Origin of the sequence: Microbispora sp. H10670, assembly GCF_014161385.1 — a bacterium.
Lineage (GTDB): Bacteria > Actinomycetota > Actinomycetes > Streptosporangiales > Streptosporangiaceae > Microbispora > Microbispora triticiradicis.
The window spans coordinates 51,608-67,976 of sequence record NZ_JABBWW010000028.1 but is presented as its reverse complement, the minus strand read 5'-3'; the positions used below and the strand labels follow the sequence as shown (position 1 = coordinate 67,976).

Genomic DNA, 16,369 nt, shown 5'->3' with positions numbered 1-16,369 from the left:
TCGGGCTCAGTCCGCGGAACGCCGGGGGAGGGCGAGGGCGGCGACCGCGCCCAGCAGGCACAGCCCGCAGGTGATCAGGAAGATCTCGGCGTACTCCGTGTGCAGCGCCGCCCGGACCTTCGCGGTGTATTCGGCGAGCCTACGGGTGTACTCGGCCGCGTCCACACCGAACGGCAGCGGCGTGTCGAGATGCGCGGTGAGCGACTGGAACCGGTGGAAGCCCCACGCCGACAGCGCGGCGACGCCCAGCAGCATGCCCATCATCCGGGCCACCACGACCGCCGCCGACACGACGCCGTGCCGCGCCGCCGGGACCACGCGCAACGCCGCGGAGGAGACGGGGGCGATCACCACGCCGAGGCCGAGGCCGGCCACCACGAGGTCGACGTCCGTGCGTACCCCGGCCGAGGCCAGGTCGAGCGGCCAACGGGAGATCATCCAGTAGCCCGCCGCGGCCAGGGCCATGCCCACCACGGCCACCGGCCGCTCACCGAACCGCCGCACCAGGAACCCGCCGAGGAACGCCGCCACCGCCAGCGCGGCGAGGAACCGGGTGAGCACCAGCGCGCCCCCCACCGCGTCGAGGCCGAGCAGCGTCTGCGCGACGAGTTGCACGTCGACCAGCGTGACCAGCAGCGCCGCCCCGGCGAGCAGGCTCACCGCGAGCGTGGCGAGCAGCGGCCTCCGGGGCACGCCCGTCAGGTCGAGCAGCCGGACCGGCGAGCGGATCTCCCACACCACGAACAGCACGGCCGCCACCACCCCGGCGACCACGCACGGCAGCCCCCACGGCGGCAGCACCGTCGTGCCGGGGGAGGGGTTGTACAGTCCCGCGACCAGCAGGCCGAGGGCCAGCGCCAGCAGCGCCCCGCCGCCCAGATCCGGCCGCGAGGCGTCCGCCCGCGACGTATCCGCCGGTGAGGTGCTGGGTCGTGCGGCGATGACTGGTGAGCCGTCCGGCGGCAAGGCGTCCGGCCGTGCGGCGGCGTCCGTCCCGCCGGCGATCGCCGTGCCCGCGGGGGCGCCCGCCTCCGCGAGGTCCGGCGAACGACGCGGGCGCGCCGGGCCTGGTGGCGGCTGGTCCGCGCCGTACGGCTCCCGGCCGCCGGGCACCGCCGCCCGCACGGCGACGGCGGCGATCAGCGTGAGCGGGAGGTTGACCCAGAAGATGCCGCGCCATCCGGCGAGCGCGGCCAGGCCCGCGCCGTACAGGGGGCCGAGCACGCTGCCGAGTTCCTGTGCCGCGCCCACCGCGCCCAGCGCCACGGGCCGGGCCCGTTCGTCCCACAGGTCGCCGATGAGGGCCATCGTGATCGGCAGCAGCGCGCCGCCCGCGACGCCCTGGAGCGTACGGCCGGCGACCAGCGCCGGGACGCTCGCCGCCAGGGCCGTGAGGAGGGAGCCCGCGGCGAACCCGGCCAGGCACGCGTGGATCAGCGCACGCCTGCCGTACCGGTCGGACAGCCGGCCCAGCAGCGGCATCGCCGCGACGTACCCGAGCAGGAACCCGGTCACGACCGGGGTCGCCCTCTCCAGGTGGTTGAGCGGCACGCCGACGTCGGAGGCGATGTCCACCAGGATGGTCACGACGACGTACGCGTCGAGCGCGGCGAGCAGCACGGCGGCGCCGCCGACGGCCAGCGCCAGGCGCCGGCGCCGCACGGTGGTGTCGGCGGGGTCGGTCACGGCTTGGGCGGGGTGATGGTCACGGGGGCGTCGTAGTCCCCGAGGGTGACGGCGGCCGAGCCGCCGCCGAGCGGCAGGTCGATCTTGAGCAGGCGGTTGGTGGCCTTGTCGATCCAGAGCGTGCCCGCGACCTTCTGCTGGACGCCGGGGACCAGCGCGGCCAGCGCGTCCTGCGGCAGGGTGGCCGCCACCCGGTAGGCGGCGGTGTCACCCACCTTCTCCTCCGCCTGCGTCCGCACGTCCTGGGCCGCCGACAGCAGGCCGGGCACGCCGGTGAGCACGGCGGAGGGGTCGTAGATCGCCGCGAGCTGCTGCCGGGTCATCGTCTGGTAGCCGCCGGTCGGGCCCTTGAAGTAGACCGTGTCGCCGACGAGCACGAAGTCGATCTCCTGCAGGCCCAGCATCTCGATCTGCACGGTGCCCTTGGCGTCGCCCTCCTTGGTGAGGCTGCCCTCGGCGTGCCGCACGGGCACGGCGGGCTTGTCCTTCGTCTCGATCGTGAAGGCCACCGTCTTGACCCCCCGCATCGCCTCGGCCGACCGCTTCATCAGGGCGGGGCCGTCCGGCAGGGCCGTCTCGCTCTTCGCGTCGCAGGCGGTCACGAGCAGGAGGCCGGCCACGACCAGCCCGAGGATTGTTCGCACAGCCGGATCGTAGCGAGCGGGCGGGGGTGGCACGCGTTCCCGCGGGAATCGGTTTGACGCACCATGTCAGGGGAACTCGGGATCGGTGCGCTTCCCCCGCCACCCCGTCGTCATCACTAGTCGGTTCGCCGGACGCCGCGGACCCCCTGCAGATGGTCGATGACGGGCGCGTAGATCTGTTCCAGCTCGGACACCTGCTCCGGGGTCATCAGGTCGATGAAGTGCCGTCGGACGCTGTCCACGTGGTCCGGCGCCACCCGTCTTATCGTCTCCCACCCCTGATCGGTCAGGACGGCGAAGGTGCCCCGCCGGTCGTCCTCGCACTCTTCACGGGTGACCAGACCGGCCGCCTCCATCCGGGAGATCTGGTGGGACAGGCGGCTGCGCGACTGGATGGTCGCGTCGGCGAGCTCGCTCATCCGCATGCGGCGGCCGGGGCTCTCGGAGAGGTTGACCAGGATCTCGTAGTCGTTCAGCGAAAGGCCGCTCCCTTGGAGCTCTCGATCGAGTTGGAGGAAGAGGAGTCGGTGCGCAGCCAGGTGGGCCCGCCAGGCGCGTTGCTCGTGCGGGGTCAGCCAGCGGTGGTGGTCCATATCGACCAGCATAAGATCAAGTGAACGGATGGAGCGGGTATGCCTGACGGCGAGAACGGCGAGAGCCTGGGCACCGTGGTGGTAGCGGGTGCGGCCAATCTCGCGATCGCGCTGGCCAAGCTCGTGGCCGGTCTGATCAGCTCCTCCTCGGCGATGCTGTCGGAGGCCGCCCACTCGGCCGCCGACACCGCCACGGAGGTCGTGCTGTTCGCCGCGATCCGGCACGGCGAGCGGCCCGCCGACGCCCGTCACCCTCTCGGGCACGGCCGTGCCGCCTATCTGTGGGCGATCGTGGCCGCCTGCTTCACGCTGGTCGTGGGGGCGGGCTTCTCGCTCACGCACGGCTGGCAGACCATCACCAGGGGCGAGGACCTCGGCGACATCGGTGTCTCCTACATCGTGCTCGCGGTGTCGTTCGCGATCGAGTCGGTCTCCCTCTGGCGGGCCCTGCGCCAGTTGCGCGGCGAGGCCCGGCGCTGGCGGGTGAGCCCCGGCCGGTTGCTGGAGCGCACCTCCGACACCATGCTCAAGGCGGTCGTGCTGGAGGACGCGGCCGCCCTGATCGGCATCGCGGTGGCGGCCGTCGGCCTGGTGCTGTCGCAGCTCACCGGATCGGCCGTGTGGGACGGCGCCGCGTCGATCGTCATCGGGCTGCTGCTGCTCTGGGTGGCGCTGACCCTGATCAGGACCAACGCCTCGCTGCTGATCGGGCAGGCGCCTCCGGCCTCGCTGCAGGAGAAGATCAAGGACGTGCTGGCCGAGCAGCCGGAGGTCGAGGGGGTCGTCGAGCTCGCCGCCGTCCTGATGGGCCCCGGCCAGATCCTGGTCGCCGCGAAGATCGACTTCATGGACGAGACGACGGGGGAGCGGCTGGAGCTCGCCGCCGACCAGGTGGAGCGACGGCTCACCGAGCGGTTCCCGGAGATCAAGCAGGTGTTCCTCGACCCCACGCCCGGCCGGTCAGCCGCCGAGGAGGTGTAGCTTGGCGGGCTCGTCGGTGACGGCCGAGGCGATCACGGTGCCGGCCGTCCACTCGAGGAAGTGACGGCCCTGCCACTCCAGCGGCACCGTCAGCCCGTCCACCAGCGGCAGGGCCGACAGGTCCGCCTCGCGCAACCGCCCGAGTGTCAGCTCGCCCCGCTTGACCAGCGCCTCCTTGCGCACCCACTGGCGGATGAGGCCGCGGTTGTCGTCGCCCACCAGCTTCGCCTCGGCGGGGGTCAGCGCGAGCGCCACGAGGTTCTCGTCGGCCGGGCCACCCGTGACGTGCTCGGCGTCCACCCCGACCCGGCCGTAGCCGGCGACCGCGCAGACGTATCCGGAGGTGTGCGCGAGGCTGATCGACACCTCGGGGGCCTCGGCCAGCCAGGGCCGCCCGTGCGCCTGCCCGCACTCCTCGCAGCGCTGCACCACGGTCAGCATGCACGCGCGGGTGCCCAGCAGTTCGGCGGCGCAGTGCCGTACGAGCAGGTGGGCGGCGACGAAGTCGCGGCGGTCCCCGCTGCGGGTGAACCGTTCGGCGCGTTCGCGCTCGGCCGGGGTCAGGGTGCCGCCGGCCAGTTCGAGCACGTCGTCGGTGTGGCCGGCCACGGCCAGTGGAGGGCGCACACCGTCACTGTAGGACAGCGATGTGACGATCAAGTGAACTGGGTGCTCCGGACGGTTCCCGCCTCGCTCACCCGCCGCCGACCGCCCTCAACCGGCCGCCGGAGCCGCCGTCCGCGGCTCGCCCGCGCTCACCCGGCGAGCGCGGACATCCATTCCTCGATGTCGTCCGCCTGGCGCGGCAGCGCGGACGACATCAACCGGGCTCCGCCGGCCGTGATCACCAGGTCGTCCTCGATGCGGACGCCGATCCCGCGCAGTTCAGGCGGCAGCGTCAGGTCGTCCGGCTGGAGATAGAGGCCCGGCTCGACGGTCAGCACCTGGCCCTCCTCCAGCACGCCGTCGAGGTAGGTCTCCGCCCGCGCCCGCGCGCAGTCGTGCACGTCGAGGCCGAGCATGTGGCCGCTGCTGCACAACGTGTAGCGCCGGTGCAGCCCCGCGCGGGCCTGCGCCCGCGTCAGCAGACCCCATTCGACCAGCCCGTCGGAGATGACCCGCATCGCGGTCTCGTGGAAGTCGCGGAAGCGCGCTCCCGGGCGCAGCGCGGCGATGGCCGCCGTCTGCGCCTCGTACACCAGGTCGTACACCTGCCGCTGCACCGGGCCGAACCGGCCCGACAACGGCAGCGTGCGGGTGACGTCGGCCGTGTAGAGGTTGTCGCCCTCGACCCCGGCGTCCAGCAGCAGCGTCTCCGCGGGGTCGAGCCGTCCGTCGTTGCGGATCCAGTGCAGCACACAGGCGTGCGCCCCGGAGGCCACGATGGACTGGTAGCCCACCGCGTTGCCCTCCAGTCGCGAGCGCAGCCCGAAGACGCCCTCGACGTACCGCTCGCCGCGTGGATGCGCGATCGCCGCGGGCAGCGCGCGCACGACGTCCTCGAACCCGCGCACGGTCGCGTCCACCGCCTGCTGCAGCTCCGCGATCTCCCACTCGTCCTTGACCAGCCGCAGCTCCGCCAGGACCGCGGCCAGTTCGGCGTCGCCGTCCGCAGGGGAGACCAGCGCGTCGACCGAGGCGTCCACCCCGCGCAGCACCCGGGCCGGGCCGCGCAGCGCCGCCGGCAGGCTCTCGATGGGCGCGCACTCGATCTGGTACGCCGCCTCGGTCTCGGCGAGACCGGGCTGGCGGCCCACCCAGAACTCGCCGTACCGCCGGTCGCGGTAGAACTCCTGCGACTCGGCCCGGGACGGGCGGGGGCGCAGGAAGAGCCGCGCCTCGCCGGACGGCTCGATGACGAGGACCTCGTCGGGCTGCTGGGCTCCCGTCAGGTAGGCGAACGCGCTGTGCGCCCGGAACCGGTGGTCGTCGTCGTTGCTGCGCGCGACCAGGGTGCCGGAGGGGATGACCAGCCGCTCGCCGGGCAGGCGTTCGGCGAGCCGGGCCCGCCGCTTGGCGGCGTACGCGGCGACGGGCAGCGGCGCCGGCGCGGTCTCCGCGGCGCCGGCCCAGCCGCCCCGCATGAACTCCGCGAGCGCCGCCGGGATCGGGAGATCGTGACTTCCCGTGTTGAGCTGCTTGTCCGTCATCGATCATCTCCAGGTGGCGGCGATATTTGGCCATCGTAGGGGCGGAGGCCCTTGACGAGGGAAGACGGTCGCTGTTGCCTGGGGAAACAGGATGCGCCGCGCCGGGCGGCCGGCGCGGGAAAGACGGGGACGAGTCCCCCGGGTGCCCCTGGGAAGGCGGTGTCGATGCTTATCGGGACGATCTTGCAGAGTAAGGGAACAGGCGTGGCGACCGTTCCACCGCACGCCACGGTGTCAGAGCTTCTCGCCCGGCTGGCGGAGCTGAACATCGGTGCGGTGGTGGTGTCGGAGGATGGCCTGTCCATCGACGGCATCGTGTCGGAACGCGACGTCGTCCGGCGGCTGCACGAGCACGGGGCCGCGCTGCTCGGCCGGCCCGTCTCGTCGATCATGACCTCGGAGGTGCGCACCTGCGGCCCGGACGCCAACGTGGACGATCTGCGCCGCACGATGACCAACCACCGGATCCGGCACGTGCCCGTGGTCCGCGACGGCCGCCTGGCGGGCATCGTCAGCATCGGCGACGTGGTCAAGAGCTCGATCCAGGAACTGGAGAGCGAACGGGAGGCCCTGGTCGGCTACATCAACGGCTGACGGCCCCCCGCGGGGCGGGGCCGCCCTCGGCCGCCTCGCCCCGTGCCGCCGCGCGGGCGGCGATCTAGACTGGCTCGTGTGAAGCTGAAGCTGGACCTCCACGACATCTACAACAAGGGCAGCGAGATCGACCGGGCGCTGCACGGCATCATCCAGGAGGCCGTACGCAAGAAGGCGACGCAGGTGGAGATCATCCCCGGCAAGGGGTCCGGCCAGCTCAAGAAGAAGGTGCTGCGCTTCCTGGAGCAGAAGGAGATCAAGGCGCTCTACCACCGGATCGACAAGGACGCCAAGAACCACGGCCGTCTGTTCGTCTACTTCCAGTGGAAGTAAGGGCATCTCTCGTCTGCCGGCGTAAACGCCCTGTTGATCTCCGCTAGGGCACAATCAGGGCAACCCGCACTCTGGCCGCCGACATGGTGACGTTCGTCCGCATGTACGAGCCGCTTCCGCGAGGGCGTGCCCTCCGGGGAGTTCCTCCGGCTGGCCGAGATCTTCGAGGACGAAGAGCACCGTCGTTTCGGCGCGCCGGACTACAGCCTGCTCTCAGCCGAGCAGACGGGACGGTCCCTGACGTAACCGACCAGGCAGAGAGCGGGCAGACAGGGGCAAGTGCCCACCGATGGCCGACGGGGGTGCTCAGGCCCCTACCTCGGCCGGCTACGGCCCCGACTCCCTTGACCGGGCTCTATTCCCCATCTGGGTCATGTTGCAGCAGAAAAACGGCACGCGTGGGCGTGTCGGCGTCGTGCGGCGAGCCCGGCCGGGTATTCCCCTCGACGAAGTGATCGGTCGGCTGAGGAATCGAGGAAGGCGGGTCATGATGAAATTCGTACGTCTAGGCGGGGTCGCTGTTTCGACGGCGTTTCTGTCTATTGCCATATCGTCTTCCGCGTCCGCCGACGTCGTTCCGGTGGCCCCGGCACCGGCACCCATGGCGCCGTCCATGACAACTGTTCCCCGCGTCCACGAACGAGCGAGGGTTTCCACGCCCACGCTACTCCCTCGACTCACCGCACTCCGCCGGTTCACCGCACAGCGGCCCTCCCTTCTAGTAGAACCGCGGGAATGGCAGCCGGGGTGGGACCCCTACTACGAGGCACAAACAAACCTCCAATTGCAACTAGAGCCAGAATTGCAACTAGAGCCAGAATTGGCACGAGAGGCGGCACGCGAGGAGGAACGCGAGGAGGCACGCGAATTGGCGGCGCGAGTGGTTTACATTTTCACCCTGGGTGAAATGGGTAGAGTAGCGGACGCGCCTAGACTGGCGGAGGAGGCAGCCCGGGCCCGATCGCCGAGATAGCTCTCGGAGGTCTTGTCGAAGCGGAACGCCAGACCACGCCACTCCTTGATCCGATTGATGCAGCGCTCCGCCGTGTTGCGCTCCTTGTACATATCCGGATCGTGGCTGACCGGGCGACCACTTCGCGAACCACGCTTCTTGCGGTTGGCCGCCTGGTCCGCCTTCTCGCAGATCACCGCCCGGATGTGGCGTCGGCGCCCATCCTCATACTCCCTCACGCTGCTGAACCACGGCACATCACATCAAGATCAGCCGAGAACCACCGAGAACCACCGAGACAACCATTGCAGGTCATCGAGGTGGTTCTCAGGGTTGCCGCGGGTCAGAGCGGTGCTCAATCATTTCCAGTGGAAGTAAGGGCCCGACGCGTGATCGTTGCCGGGCGCTCTACGAGGTGACCGCTGCGCGTGCCGTGGCTCGGGCGCTCATCGGTTATTGGCCGACGCGGCCGTCGATGCGCTCGCGCAGGAGGTCGGCGTGGCCGCAGTGCCGCGCGTACTCCACGATGTGCGCCACCAGGATGTCGCGAAGCTGCAGGTCCGCCCCGTCTGGGCCGAGGTCGGAGACGCCGGCGTTCCAGGTGCCGAGGTCGGCGACTCCGGCCACGAACTCGTCGGTGCGCTCCACCTCGGTGCGCCACTGCCGCCAGGCATCCTCCACGACCGCCGGGTCGGCGATCGCGCCGTTCCAGTCGCCGTCGCGGTCCTCGTCGGTGCGGTACAGGTGCGGCGCGTCCTCGCCGGCCATGACCCGGCGCAGGTGTCTCTCCCCCTCGGTCAGGTGCCGCACCAGCCCGAGCAGGGACATCGTGGACGGTGGTACGGACCGCTGGGCAAGCTGTTCGGCATCCAGGCCCGCGCATTTCATTTCCATGGTCAGGCGGTAGTGGCGCAGATAGTCGAGCAGTACGCCTCGTTCGTCGATCGCCGCGACATCGGTTTCGCGCGGGTCGTCGTCCGGGTCGACCCACATGTCGCGGTACACGGTCGACTTCGTCCAGCGCGTGAGAAGGGGTTCGCCCGCGTCAGAGGTGGTCACCACAGCATCCTCGGCCATGTGGACTCCGGGGGCCACCGAATATCCGCGCGGTCGCACGCCCCTCGTCAGCGACCGCGACCCGGACCAGCCGAACACCGCCCAGGTCGGTGTTTCACGGCCTCCACCTGCACCGCTTGAGTGCCGCCGAAGCGGCGGTCCAGACGATCTCCATCGTGGTGCCGGCCGTTGTCCTGCCCGTCGTCGTGCTCCTGATGGCCGGTGGACTCGGGCACGCGAAGATCAGAACATGACTCGATGGATCCGCGGGGAGGAGAGGCCGCGCCGCCACCGGCCCCGGACGCCCGGCGCCGGGCTGGTCGTCATCGCCGTGGCGGCGTGGTGACGGGCGCGCGCGTGACCTCCACCGCTACCGGGACGGTGTCGGACGACGGGACCCGCACCCGGCCGGGGACGGCGGCACCGGGGGCCACGGCACCGCCGGTGGCGGCCTCCCGGCCGATTCCGCTCCCGCGTAGGACGTCAGCGCCGTACGCGGGCCGGTCCACCGGGCCGGTCTCCGGGCCCGCCACTGGGGCGCTCGGGCGACCCGCGAGACGGCACGCGAGGCAGCGGTCGTGGCCCGTCATCGGGTCCTTCACCCGCCAGTCCCACTGCTCCGGAGGCCGGGGGCCGCTGGGCTTGCCCCACCCCGCGAGGTGCAGCGCCCAGGTGACCAGACCACCCAGGACGATCACGGCGAGGCCGAGGCGGATGCCGAGCGGCCAGGCCGCGCACATCGCCACCCCCACCGTCGTGCAGCCGGCCAGCACGACGGCGCAGCCGGTCCAGCCCGCGATCGTGTGCCCGAGATCGACGTCGTCGTGCAGGCCGCTCATGATTCTCCTCGATGCGGGGAAGAATTATCTTATCTACTAAACATCTTAGATACTAAGGAGATCGGGGATGGACGGCAAGCCGCGCCCGGAGGCGACGCACGAGCAGGCCCTGGCCGGCATGGACCAGCTGATCGCGCTCAGCCTGGTCGGGCAGCAGGACATCGCCCAGCGGCTCGGGCTGAACGTCACCGACCTGACCTGTCTCGGCTTCGTCCTGGCGGCGGGGGACGACCCGATCAGCGCGGGCGCGCTCGCCCGGCAAGCCGGTCTCACCACGGGCGCGGTGACCGGCGTGCTGAACCGCCTCGAACGGGCCGGGTACGCGCATCGGGAGGCGGACCCGGCGGACCGGCGGCGGGTGCGGGTCGTCGCCGACCCGGACGCGGTCGTCACGGCGACGGCCGTATACGAGCCCTTCTACCGGAGGCTCAACGAGCTGTTCGCCGGCTACACGCCCGGCGAGATCGCCGTGCTGTCCGACTGGTTCACCCGCGCGGGCGACCTCATGCGGACGTACCTGGAGGAGATCCGGCGCGACGAGCACGCCGGCGTGCCCCGCACCCGGCGCACGCGGAGTCGCTGAGGCCGCCGGAGACCGGCGAGATCCGCGACCTCCCGGAGCGGCCGAAAGGGCCGTCGCGCCGTCGGCGAGAGCGGCGGTGGCCGGTCAGCCGCCGAGCGCGGGCCCGGGCCGGAGGCTCAGAGCTTGCGGAAGTGCCATGCCTCCTCGGCGGCGGCGAGCACGCCGTCGAGAGATGCTCCGCCGCCCGCGGCCACGACCGCGGAGACGGCGCCCTCCACGAACGGCACATCGGCGATCACCACCCGGCCAGGGCTCTCCAGCAGCCGGGCGGTCAGCACCGAGCTGCCCAGGTCGGGGATCAGCACGACACCGTCCCCCTGGTCCACCTCCTCGACCGCCGCGCTCACCCGGTCGGGGCTGGTGCCGAGACCGCCGTCCTCGGTGCCCCCGGCCGCCGCCAGTGGCACCTTCGCCCCGCCGATCTGCCTGGCCAGCGCGGCCGTCTCCGCGGCCAGGCCGCCACTGTGCGAGATCAGTACGATGCCGACCATTCGTCACTCCTGCCGTACTGCGTGATCGGAACGTGAGCCGGGCGCGCCACGCCCTCCCCGGAAACGCCGCGCCCACCTCCCGGTCATCGAGAGGCGGCGGCCCTGAGCGCGCCGAAGACGAGAGCGGTCGAGGCCGCGCCGGGGTCCTCGTGCCCGACGCTGCGTGGTCCCAGGTAGCTCGCCCTGCCCTTGCGCGCCTGCAGCGGCACCGTGGCCCTCGCCCCCTCCGCCGCCGCCGTGGCCGCCGCCTCCAGGGCCTCCTCCGGCTTCAGCCCGTCCCGTACGGCCCGGGACAGCGCCGCGGCGGCGGGGGCGAGGGCGTCGACCATCGTCTTGTCGCCCTCCGCCGCCGAGCCGAGGCGCCGTACGCCGGCCAGGGCCGCGTCCACACCCGCGCTCAGCTCGGCCGGCGAGATCTCGGTGGCCTCGCCGAACGCCTTGCCCATCTCCCGGAAAGCGGTGCCGTAGAGAGGGCCGGAGGCGCCGCCCACCTTGCGGATCAGCGTGGTGCCCGTCAGCACGAGGAGCGCGCCGGGAGTCCCCGGCGGGGCGGCGGCCAGTGCCTCACCGACCGCGGTGAACCCGCGGTCGAGGTTCGTCCCGTGGTCGGCGTCGCCGATCGCGGCGTCCAGCTCGGTGAGGTGGTCGCGCCCGGCCCGTACGGCGGAAGTGATCTCCTCGATCCAGGCGGCGAAGAACTCGGTGTTCACGAAGCGGCTCCCAGGGCGGATCTCAGGACGGATCTCAGAGGGGATCTCGGGACCGAGCTGAAGGCGCGTTCCGGGGCACACGTCCCGGCCGGGGACGGTCAGCGGCCCCAGCGCAGCGCGGGCGTCTCCACCGGCGCGTCCCACAGCCGGGTGAGCTCGCCGGTCAGCGCGCAGGTCGTCACCATGAAGCCCTGCATGTCGAGGCTGGTCACGTAGTTGCCGACCAGGCTGCGCACGACCGTCGCGCCCTTCTCCCGAAGGTACGCCTCCACCTCGGCGAAGACGACGTACAGCTCGATGAGCGGCGTCCCGCCCATGCCGTTGACCATCACCAGCGTCTCGCCGGACGGCGGCAGGTCGTCGGCGATCGCGTCCACGGCGATGCGGGCGATCTCCCGGGCCTCGCCCATCGGGGCGCGGGCGCGGCCGGGCTCGCCGTGGATGCCGATGCCGAGCTCGATCTCCGTCTCGCCGAGCTCGAAGGTGGGCTTGCCCGCCGCCGGCACGGTGCAGGGCGTCAGCGCCACGCCGAAGGACCGGCTCCGCTCGTTGACCTCCCGGGCCACCCGCGCCACCTCGGCGAGGGGCGCGCCGGTCTCCGCCAGCGCACCGGCGATCTTCTCCACGAACAGCGTGGCGCCGGTGCCCCGGCGGCCCGCCGTGTAGAGGGAGTCGCGCACGGCCACGTCGTCGTTCACCAGCACGGTGGCGACCTCGACGCCCTCGTCACCGCTGAGCTCGGCGGCCATCTCGAAGTTCAGCACGTCGCCGGTGTAGTTCTTCACGATGTGCAGCACGCCCGCCCCGCTGTCCACGCCCTTGGTGGCCTCGACGAGCTGGTCGGGCACGGGCGAGGTGAAGACCTCCCCGGGACAGGCCGCGTCGAGCATGCCGTGCCCGACGAACCCGGCGTGCAGGGGCTCGTGCCCCGAGCCGCCGCCGGAGACCAGCCCGACCTTGCCGGGACGGGGGCCCTCCGCACGGAAGACGACGGCGTTCTCCAGGTCCACGCGGAGCGAGGGGTGGGCCGCGGCCATGCCGCGCAGCGCGTCGGAGACGAGCGAGCCGGCGCCGTTGATCAGCTTTTTCACAGACGTCTCCCTCGTTCCTCCACGCGCTTCCTCGCGCCGCCGCAGGCCTGATCGGCCCGTCCTCGACCTTCGTCCGCGCGGACCGGCCGCGTCAAGGGCCGTCGTCCGCGGCTCCGCTTGTGTAAAGAGCGTCATATGGCGTTCGGGGGTTGCGGTGTAGGAGGATCGGCAGGGGGTGTCCTGACTGTTGGGGAGGCGGAATGTCGGTGTTGCGGGATCTGGTGGACGGCATCCGGGGAGGGGGGATCGACGTCCTGGACCTCACCGCGCCGTTGAGCGAGCGGACACCGATCCTCGCCCTGCCGGAGCCGTTCGGCCAGACGGTGCCGTTCACGCTCCAGGAGATCAGCCGGTACGACGACCGCGGCCCGGCCTGGTACTGGAACAACTTCACGACCGGCGAGCACACCGGCACGCACTTCGACGCCCCGGTCCACTGGGTGACCGGGCGTGACGGCGAGGACGTGTCGCAGGTCGCCCCCGCCCGGCTGATCGCCCCCGCGGTCGTGCTGGACTTCAGCGCTCAGTCGGCGGACAACCCCGACTTCCTGCTGGAGATCGACCACGTCAAGGCGTGGGAGTCCGAGCACGGCCCGCTGCCCGACGGCGGCTGGCTGCTCTACCGCACCGGCTGGGACGTACGCGCCCACGACCAGGGGGAGTTCCTCAATGCCGACGAGACGGGCCCGCACACGCCCGGCATGTCGGCCGACTGCGCCCGGTTCCTCGCCGAGGAGACGCCGATCGCGGGCATCGGCGTGGAGACCGTGGGCACCGACGCGGGCGCCGCGTACTCCTTCGACCCCGCGTTCCCCTGTCACTCGTACCTGCTCGGCGCGGGCAAGTACGGCCTGACCCAGCTGCGCAACCTCGACCGGCTGCCGCCGGTCGGCGCGGTGGTGATCGCGGGCCCGCTGCCGATCGTCGGCGGCTCGGGCAGTCCGGTCCGCGTGCTGGCGCTGGTGGAGCGGTGAACGTCGCGGAGGCCGTCGGCGCGGTCCTCGCCTCCCTCGGCGTGAGGGCGGCCTTCGGCGTCGTCGGCAGCGGCAACTTCCACGTCACCAACGCGCTCGCCGAGCACGGCGTGCGGTACGTCGCGGCGCGGCACGAGTGCGGCGCCGCCACGATGGCCGACGCGTACGCGCGGATGAGCGGCACGGTCACGGTCGTGTCGGTCCATCAGGGGCCGGGCCTGACCAACGCGCTGACCGGCGTCACCGAGGCGGCCAAGAGCCGGACGCCGCTGCTGGTGCTCGCCCCGGAGGTGACCTCGCCCACCTCCAACTTCCGGATCGACCAGACCGCGCTCGCCGAGGCCGTGGGCGCGCACTGCGCCCGGATCGGGTCGGCCGAGACGGTCGTGGACGACACCGTGATGGCCTTCCTCGCCGCACTGCTCGGGCGGCGCACCGTGGTGCTCAACCTGCCGCTGGACGTGCAGGCCGAGGAGCTTCCCGAAGAGGTCGCCGGGTCCGTACGCGAGCTGGTGGCGGGCCGGGGCGGCGCGCACCGCGGCGTGGCGAGCCGCGTCCCCGCGCCCTGGGGGCTCACGTTCCCCCTGGAGCCGCCCGCCGAGGCGGCCGCGGAGGCGGAGGAGGGGGAGCCGGAAGGGCTCGCGGCGGAGCCGTCCGACACGCTCACCCGGTTCGCGCGGCTGCTGGCCGGGGCGAGACGCCCGGTCTTCGTGGCCGGGCGGGGCGCGCGGGGCGCCCGCCGCGAACTGGAGGCGCTCGGCGAGCACGTCGGCGCGCTGTTCGCCACCTCGGCGGTCGCCAAGGGCCACTTCCACGGCAGCCCCTGGGACCTCGACGTGAGCGGCGGGTTCGCCACCCCGCTCGCGGCCGAGCTGATCCGCGAGGCCGACCTCGTCGTCGGCTGGGGGTGCTCGTTCACCATGTGGACCACCCGGCACGGCACGCTCATCGGGCCGGAGGCCAAGGTGGTCCAGGTCGACCTCGACCCCGACGCCCTCGGCGTGTACCGCGAGGTGGACCTCGGCGTCGTCGGCGACGTCCGTGAGACCGCGCGGGCGGTCGGCGCCCTGCTCGCCGGGCCCGGGGGCCGCGGTGAGCCCGCGTCCGGCTACCGCACCCCCGAGGTCGCCGCACGGATCGCCCGGGAAGGGCGCTGGCGCGACGTCCCGTACGAGGACACCAGCGCGGGGGGGCGCATCGACCCCCGCACGCTGACGATCGGGCTCGACGACCTGCTCCCGGAGGAGCGCCTGGTGGCCGTCGACTCGGGCAACTTCATGGGCTATCCCTCGATGTTCCTCACCGTGCCCGACGGCAGCGCGTTCTGCTTCACGCAGGCGTTCCAGTCGATCGGGCTGGGCCTCGCCACCGCGATCGGGGCGGCCCTCGCGCGGCCCGACCGCGTGACGGTCGCCGCGCTGGGCGACGGCGGCGCCCTGATGGGCATCGCCGAACTGGAGACGGTCGTACGGCTCGGCCTGCCGATGATGATCGTCGTCTACGACGACGAGGAGTACGGCGCGGAGGTGCACCACTTCGCCCCGCACGGGCTCCCGCTCGGCGTCGTCACCTTCCCGCCCGTGGACATCGCCGGGATCGGCCGGGGCTTCGGGTGCGAGGCGGTGACCGTGCGGACGGAGGAGGACCTGGCCGGCGTCGCCGCCTGGCTGAAGGGCCCGCGCGACAAGCCGCTCGTCGTCCACGCGAAGGTCACCGCCGACACCCCCGCGTGGTGGCTGGAGGAGGCGTTCCGCGGGCACTGAGGCGCGGTCCCGCGTGACACGTCCGAGGAGAACGGGCGGCCGTAGAAGTTACGCCTGAGTAGGTTACGGTTTCAGGCATGGCCGAGATCGTGTACCCGCCGGTTCTGCGGACCGCCCTGACCGCCTTCAGACTGCTCGACCTCAGGTTCCACATGGAGGGCACGGAGCGGATCCCTCGCGGCGGCGGCGCGGTCCTGGTGAGCAACCACGTCAGCTACCTCGACTTCGTCTTCGCCGGCTTCGCGGCCCACCCCGCCGGGCGGCTGGTCCGGTTCATGGCGAAGAAGGAGGTCTTCGAGCACCCCGTGTCGGGTCCCCTGATGCGCGGCATGCACCACATCCCGGTGGACCGGTCGGCCGGCGCGGGCGCCTACGACGCCGCCGTACGCGCCCTGAAGGACGGCGAGATCGTCGGCAACTTCGCCGAGGCGACGATCAGCCGGTCGTTCACGCTCAAGGAGATCAAGAGCGGCCCGATCCGGATGGCGGCCGAGGCGGGTGTGCCGGTGATCCCGGTCGCCCTGTGGGGCGGCCAGCGGCTGTGGACCAAGGGGCGGCCCCGCCGGCTGCTGCAGCGGCACGTCCCGATCACGATCCTGGTCGGCGAGCCCCTGCGCCCCGGCATCGGCGACGACATCGCCGGGCTCACCGCGGACCTGCGCCGGCGGATGGCGGACCTGCTCGACGAGGCCCAGCGGACCTATCCCGACCGGCCGGAGGGCGTGTGGTGGCAGCCGGCCCATCTCGGCGGCACCGCCCCCACCCCCGAGGAGGCCGCCGCGCTCGACGCGGCCGACCGCTCGCGGCGGAGGTAGCCCGAGGCTCGCCGTCACCGGCGGGCCCGCCCGCCGGTGTGACACCGCTGCGCGGGATATGACCGCTTCCGCAACAAGGCTGTTACGTACAAGGCTTGACCATGGGTCAAGGGG

The 16,369-nt window shown here is 72.4% G+C and carries 18 protein-coding genes; 7 read left to right on the top strand and 11 right to left on the bottom strand.

Annotated elements, in window-relative coordinates; translation table 11 throughout:
- Nucleotides 1–6: 6 nt before the first annotated feature.
- The 3 genes from HHX33_RS29245 to HHX33_RS29235 all read right to left on the bottom strand — a co-directional run bounded on the left by HHX33_RS29245 (nt 7) and on the right by HHX33_RS29235 (nt 2,923).
- Nucleotides 7–1,686 carry an MFS transporter gene (locus tag HHX33_RS29245; protein WP_310741573.1) on the bottom strand — a complete coding sequence of 560 codons (1,680 nt, stop codon included), beginning with the start codon at nt 1,684–1,686 and terminating at the stop codon, nt 7–9.
- Complete coding sequence (locus HHX33_RS29240; protein WP_117409029.1) at nt 1,683–2,330, bottom strand: LppX_LprAFG lipoprotein; 648 nt, start codon at nt 2,328–2,330, stop codon at nt 1,683–1,685. Before HHX33_RS29240 ends, HHX33_RS29245 begins: the two co-directional genes overlap by 4 nt.
- 116 nt (nt 2,331–2,446) lie before the next feature.
- The gene (locus tag HHX33_RS29235) at nt 2,447–2,923 is read right to left on the bottom strand and encodes a MarR family winged helix-turn-helix transcriptional regulator (RefSeq protein ID WP_259402978.1); all 477 of its coding nucleotides are present in this window, start codon (nt 2,921–2,923) and stop codon (nt 2,447–2,449) included.
- Nucleotides 2,924–2,962: 39 nt separating this feature from the next.
- On the opposite strand from HHX33_RS29235, the gene HHX33_RS29230 reads away from it, so the two are divergent.
- Complete coding sequence (locus HHX33_RS29230; protein ID WP_117409031.1) at nt 2,963–3,904, top strand: cation diffusion facilitator family transporter; 942 nt, start codon at nt 2,963–2,965, stop codon at nt 3,902–3,904.
- Here the strand turns inward: HHX33_RS29230 and HHX33_RS29225 are convergent.
- Both HHX33_RS29225 and HHX33_RS29220 read right to left on the bottom strand, forming a co-directional pair.
- Nucleotides 3,884–4,531, bottom strand: coding sequence for a 4'-phosphopantetheinyl transferase family protein (locus HHX33_RS29225; protein ID WP_182877418.1), 648 nt, complete (start codon nt 4,529–4,531; stop codon nt 3,884–3,886). The genes HHX33_RS29230 and HHX33_RS29225 overlap by 21 nt on opposite strands.
- Before the next feature lie 128 nt (nt 4,532–4,659).
- Nucleotides 4,660–6,054 (bottom strand): aminopeptidase P family protein, encoded by a 1,395-nt coding sequence (locus HHX33_RS29220; RefSeq protein ID WP_182877417.1) that lies wholly within the window; start codon nt 6,052–6,054, stop codon nt 4,660–4,662.
- 165 nt (nt 6,055–6,219) lie between these two features.
- Between HHX33_RS29220 and HHX33_RS29215 the strand changes: the two genes are divergently transcribed.
- Nucleotides 6,220–6,648, top strand: a complete 429-nt coding sequence (locus HHX33_RS29215) for a CBS domain-containing protein (protein WP_182877416.1) — start codon at nt 6,220–6,222, stop codon at nt 6,646–6,648.
- A gap of 78 nt (nt 6,649–6,726) precedes the next feature.
- Entirely contained in the window at nt 6,727–6,981 is a 255-nt protein-coding gene (locus HHX33_RS29210) for a Smr/MutS family protein (protein ID WP_036321177.1), read from the top strand.
- A gap of 885 nt (nt 6,982–7,866) precedes the next feature.
- On the opposite strand, the gene HHX33_RS29205 is transcribed toward HHX33_RS29210, so the two are convergent.
- The 3 genes from HHX33_RS29205 to HHX33_RS29195 all read right to left on the bottom strand — a co-directional run bounded on the left by HHX33_RS29205 (nt 7,867) and on the right by HHX33_RS29195 (nt 9,828).
- A complete protein-coding gene (locus HHX33_RS29205) occupies nt 7,867–8,172 on the bottom strand; it encodes a hypothetical protein (protein ID WP_396785937.1) in 306 nt (101 codons plus the stop codon).
- Nucleotides 8,173–8,386: 214 nt separating this feature from the next.
- A complete protein-coding gene (locus HHX33_RS29200) occupies nt 8,387–8,992 on the bottom strand; it encodes a DinB family protein (protein WP_310741572.1) in 606 nt (201 codons plus the stop codon).
- A gap of 320 nt (nt 8,993–9,312) precedes the next feature.
- Entirely contained in the window at nt 9,313–9,828 is a 516-nt protein-coding gene (locus HHX33_RS29195) for an HGxxPAAW family protein (protein ID WP_182877414.1), read from the bottom strand.
- A 67-nt stretch (nt 9,829–9,895) separates the two neighbouring features.
- Between HHX33_RS29195 and HHX33_RS29190 the strand changes: the two genes are divergently transcribed.
- Nucleotides 9,896–10,411, top strand: coding sequence for a MarR family winged helix-turn-helix transcriptional regulator (locus HHX33_RS29190; protein WP_182877413.1), 516 nt, complete (start codon nt 9,896–9,898; stop codon nt 10,409–10,411).
- A 116-nt stretch (nt 10,412–10,527) separates the two neighbouring features.
- Here HHX33_RS29190 and dhaM read toward each other — a convergent pair whose 3' ends face one another.
- The 3 genes from dhaM to dhaK all read right to left on the bottom strand — a co-directional run bounded on the left by dhaM (nt 10,528) and on the right by dhaK (nt 12,703).
- A complete protein-coding gene (dhaM, locus tag HHX33_RS29185; protein WP_138462380.1) occupies nt 10,528–10,902 on the bottom strand; it encodes a dihydroxyacetone kinase phosphoryl donor subunit DhaM in 375 nt (124 codons plus the stop codon).
- A gap of 83 nt (nt 10,903–10,985) precedes the next feature.
- Nucleotides 10,986–11,612: a dihydroxyacetone kinase subunit DhaL gene (gene dhaL, locus HHX33_RS29180; protein WP_117409035.1), complete on the bottom strand. Its 627-nt coding sequence runs from the start codon at nt 11,610–11,612 to the stop codon at nt 10,986–10,988.
- A gap of 98 nt (nt 11,613–11,710) precedes the next feature.
- The gene (dhaK, locus tag HHX33_RS29175; RefSeq protein WP_182877411.1) at nt 11,711–12,703 is read right to left on the bottom strand and encodes a dihydroxyacetone kinase subunit DhaK; all 993 of its coding nucleotides are present in this window, start codon (nt 12,701–12,703) and stop codon (nt 11,711–11,713) included.
- Nucleotides 12,704–12,903: 200 nt separating this feature from the next.
- Here dhaK and HHX33_RS29170 point away from each other — a divergent pair, with 200 nt between their 5' ends.
- From HHX33_RS29170 to HHX33_RS29160, 3 genes are all read left to right on the top strand, one after another.
- Nucleotides 12,904–13,677 (top strand): cyclase family protein, encoded by a 774-nt coding sequence (locus tag HHX33_RS29170; RefSeq protein ID WP_182877410.1) that lies wholly within the window; start codon nt 12,904–12,906, stop codon nt 13,675–13,677.
- Entirely contained in the window at nt 13,674–15,440 is a 1,767-nt protein-coding gene (locus HHX33_RS37480) for a thiamine pyrophosphate-binding protein (protein ID WP_182877409.1), read from the top strand. Before HHX33_RS29170 ends, HHX33_RS37480 begins: the two co-directional genes overlap by 4 nt.
- Before the next feature lie 77 nt (nt 15,441–15,517).
- Complete coding sequence (locus HHX33_RS29160; protein WP_182877408.1) at nt 15,518–16,255, top strand: lysophospholipid acyltransferase family protein; 738 nt, start codon at nt 15,518–15,520, stop codon at nt 16,253–16,255.
- The last annotated feature ends 114 nt before the right edge of the window (nt 16,256–16,369 follow it).

Excerpts from the sequence above, each read along its gene's own strand:
- HHX33_RS29215 (WP_182877416.1), top strand. The coding sequence starts at position 6,220 with ATGCTTATCGGGACGATCTTGCAGAGTAAGGGAACAGGCGTGGCGACC.
- HHX33_RS29170 (WP_182877410.1), top strand. The coding sequence starts at position 12,904 with ATGTCGGTGTTGCGGGATCTGGTGGACGGCATCCGGGGAGGGGGGATC.
- HHX33_RS29230 (WP_117409031.1), top strand. The coding sequence starts at position 2,963 with ATGCCTGACGGCGAGAACGGCGAGAGCCTGGGCACCGTGGTGGTAGCG.
- HHX33_RS29190 (WP_182877413.1), top strand. The coding sequence starts at position 9,896 with ATGGACGGCAAGCCGCGCCCGGAGGCGACGCACGAGCAGGCCCTGGCC.
- dhaM (WP_138462380.1), bottom strand. The coding sequence starts at position 10,902 with ATGGTCGGCATCGTACTGATCTCGCACAGTGGCGGCCTGGCCGCGGAG.
- HHX33_RS29220 (WP_182877417.1), bottom strand. The coding sequence starts at position 6,054 with ATGACGGACAAGCAGCTCAACACGGGAAGTCACGATCTCCCGATCCCG.
- HHX33_RS29235 (WP_259402978.1), bottom strand. The coding sequence starts at position 2,923 with ATGGACCACCACCGCTGGCTGACCCCGCACGAGCAACGCGCCTGGCGG.
- HHX33_RS29160 (WP_182877408.1), top strand. The coding sequence starts at position 15,518 with ATGGCCGAGATCGTGTACCCGCCGGTTCTGCGGACCGCCCTGACCGCC.
- HHX33_RS29195 (WP_182877414.1), bottom strand. The coding sequence starts at position 9,828 with ATGAGCGGCCTGCACGACGACGTCGATCTCGGGCACACGATCGCGGGC.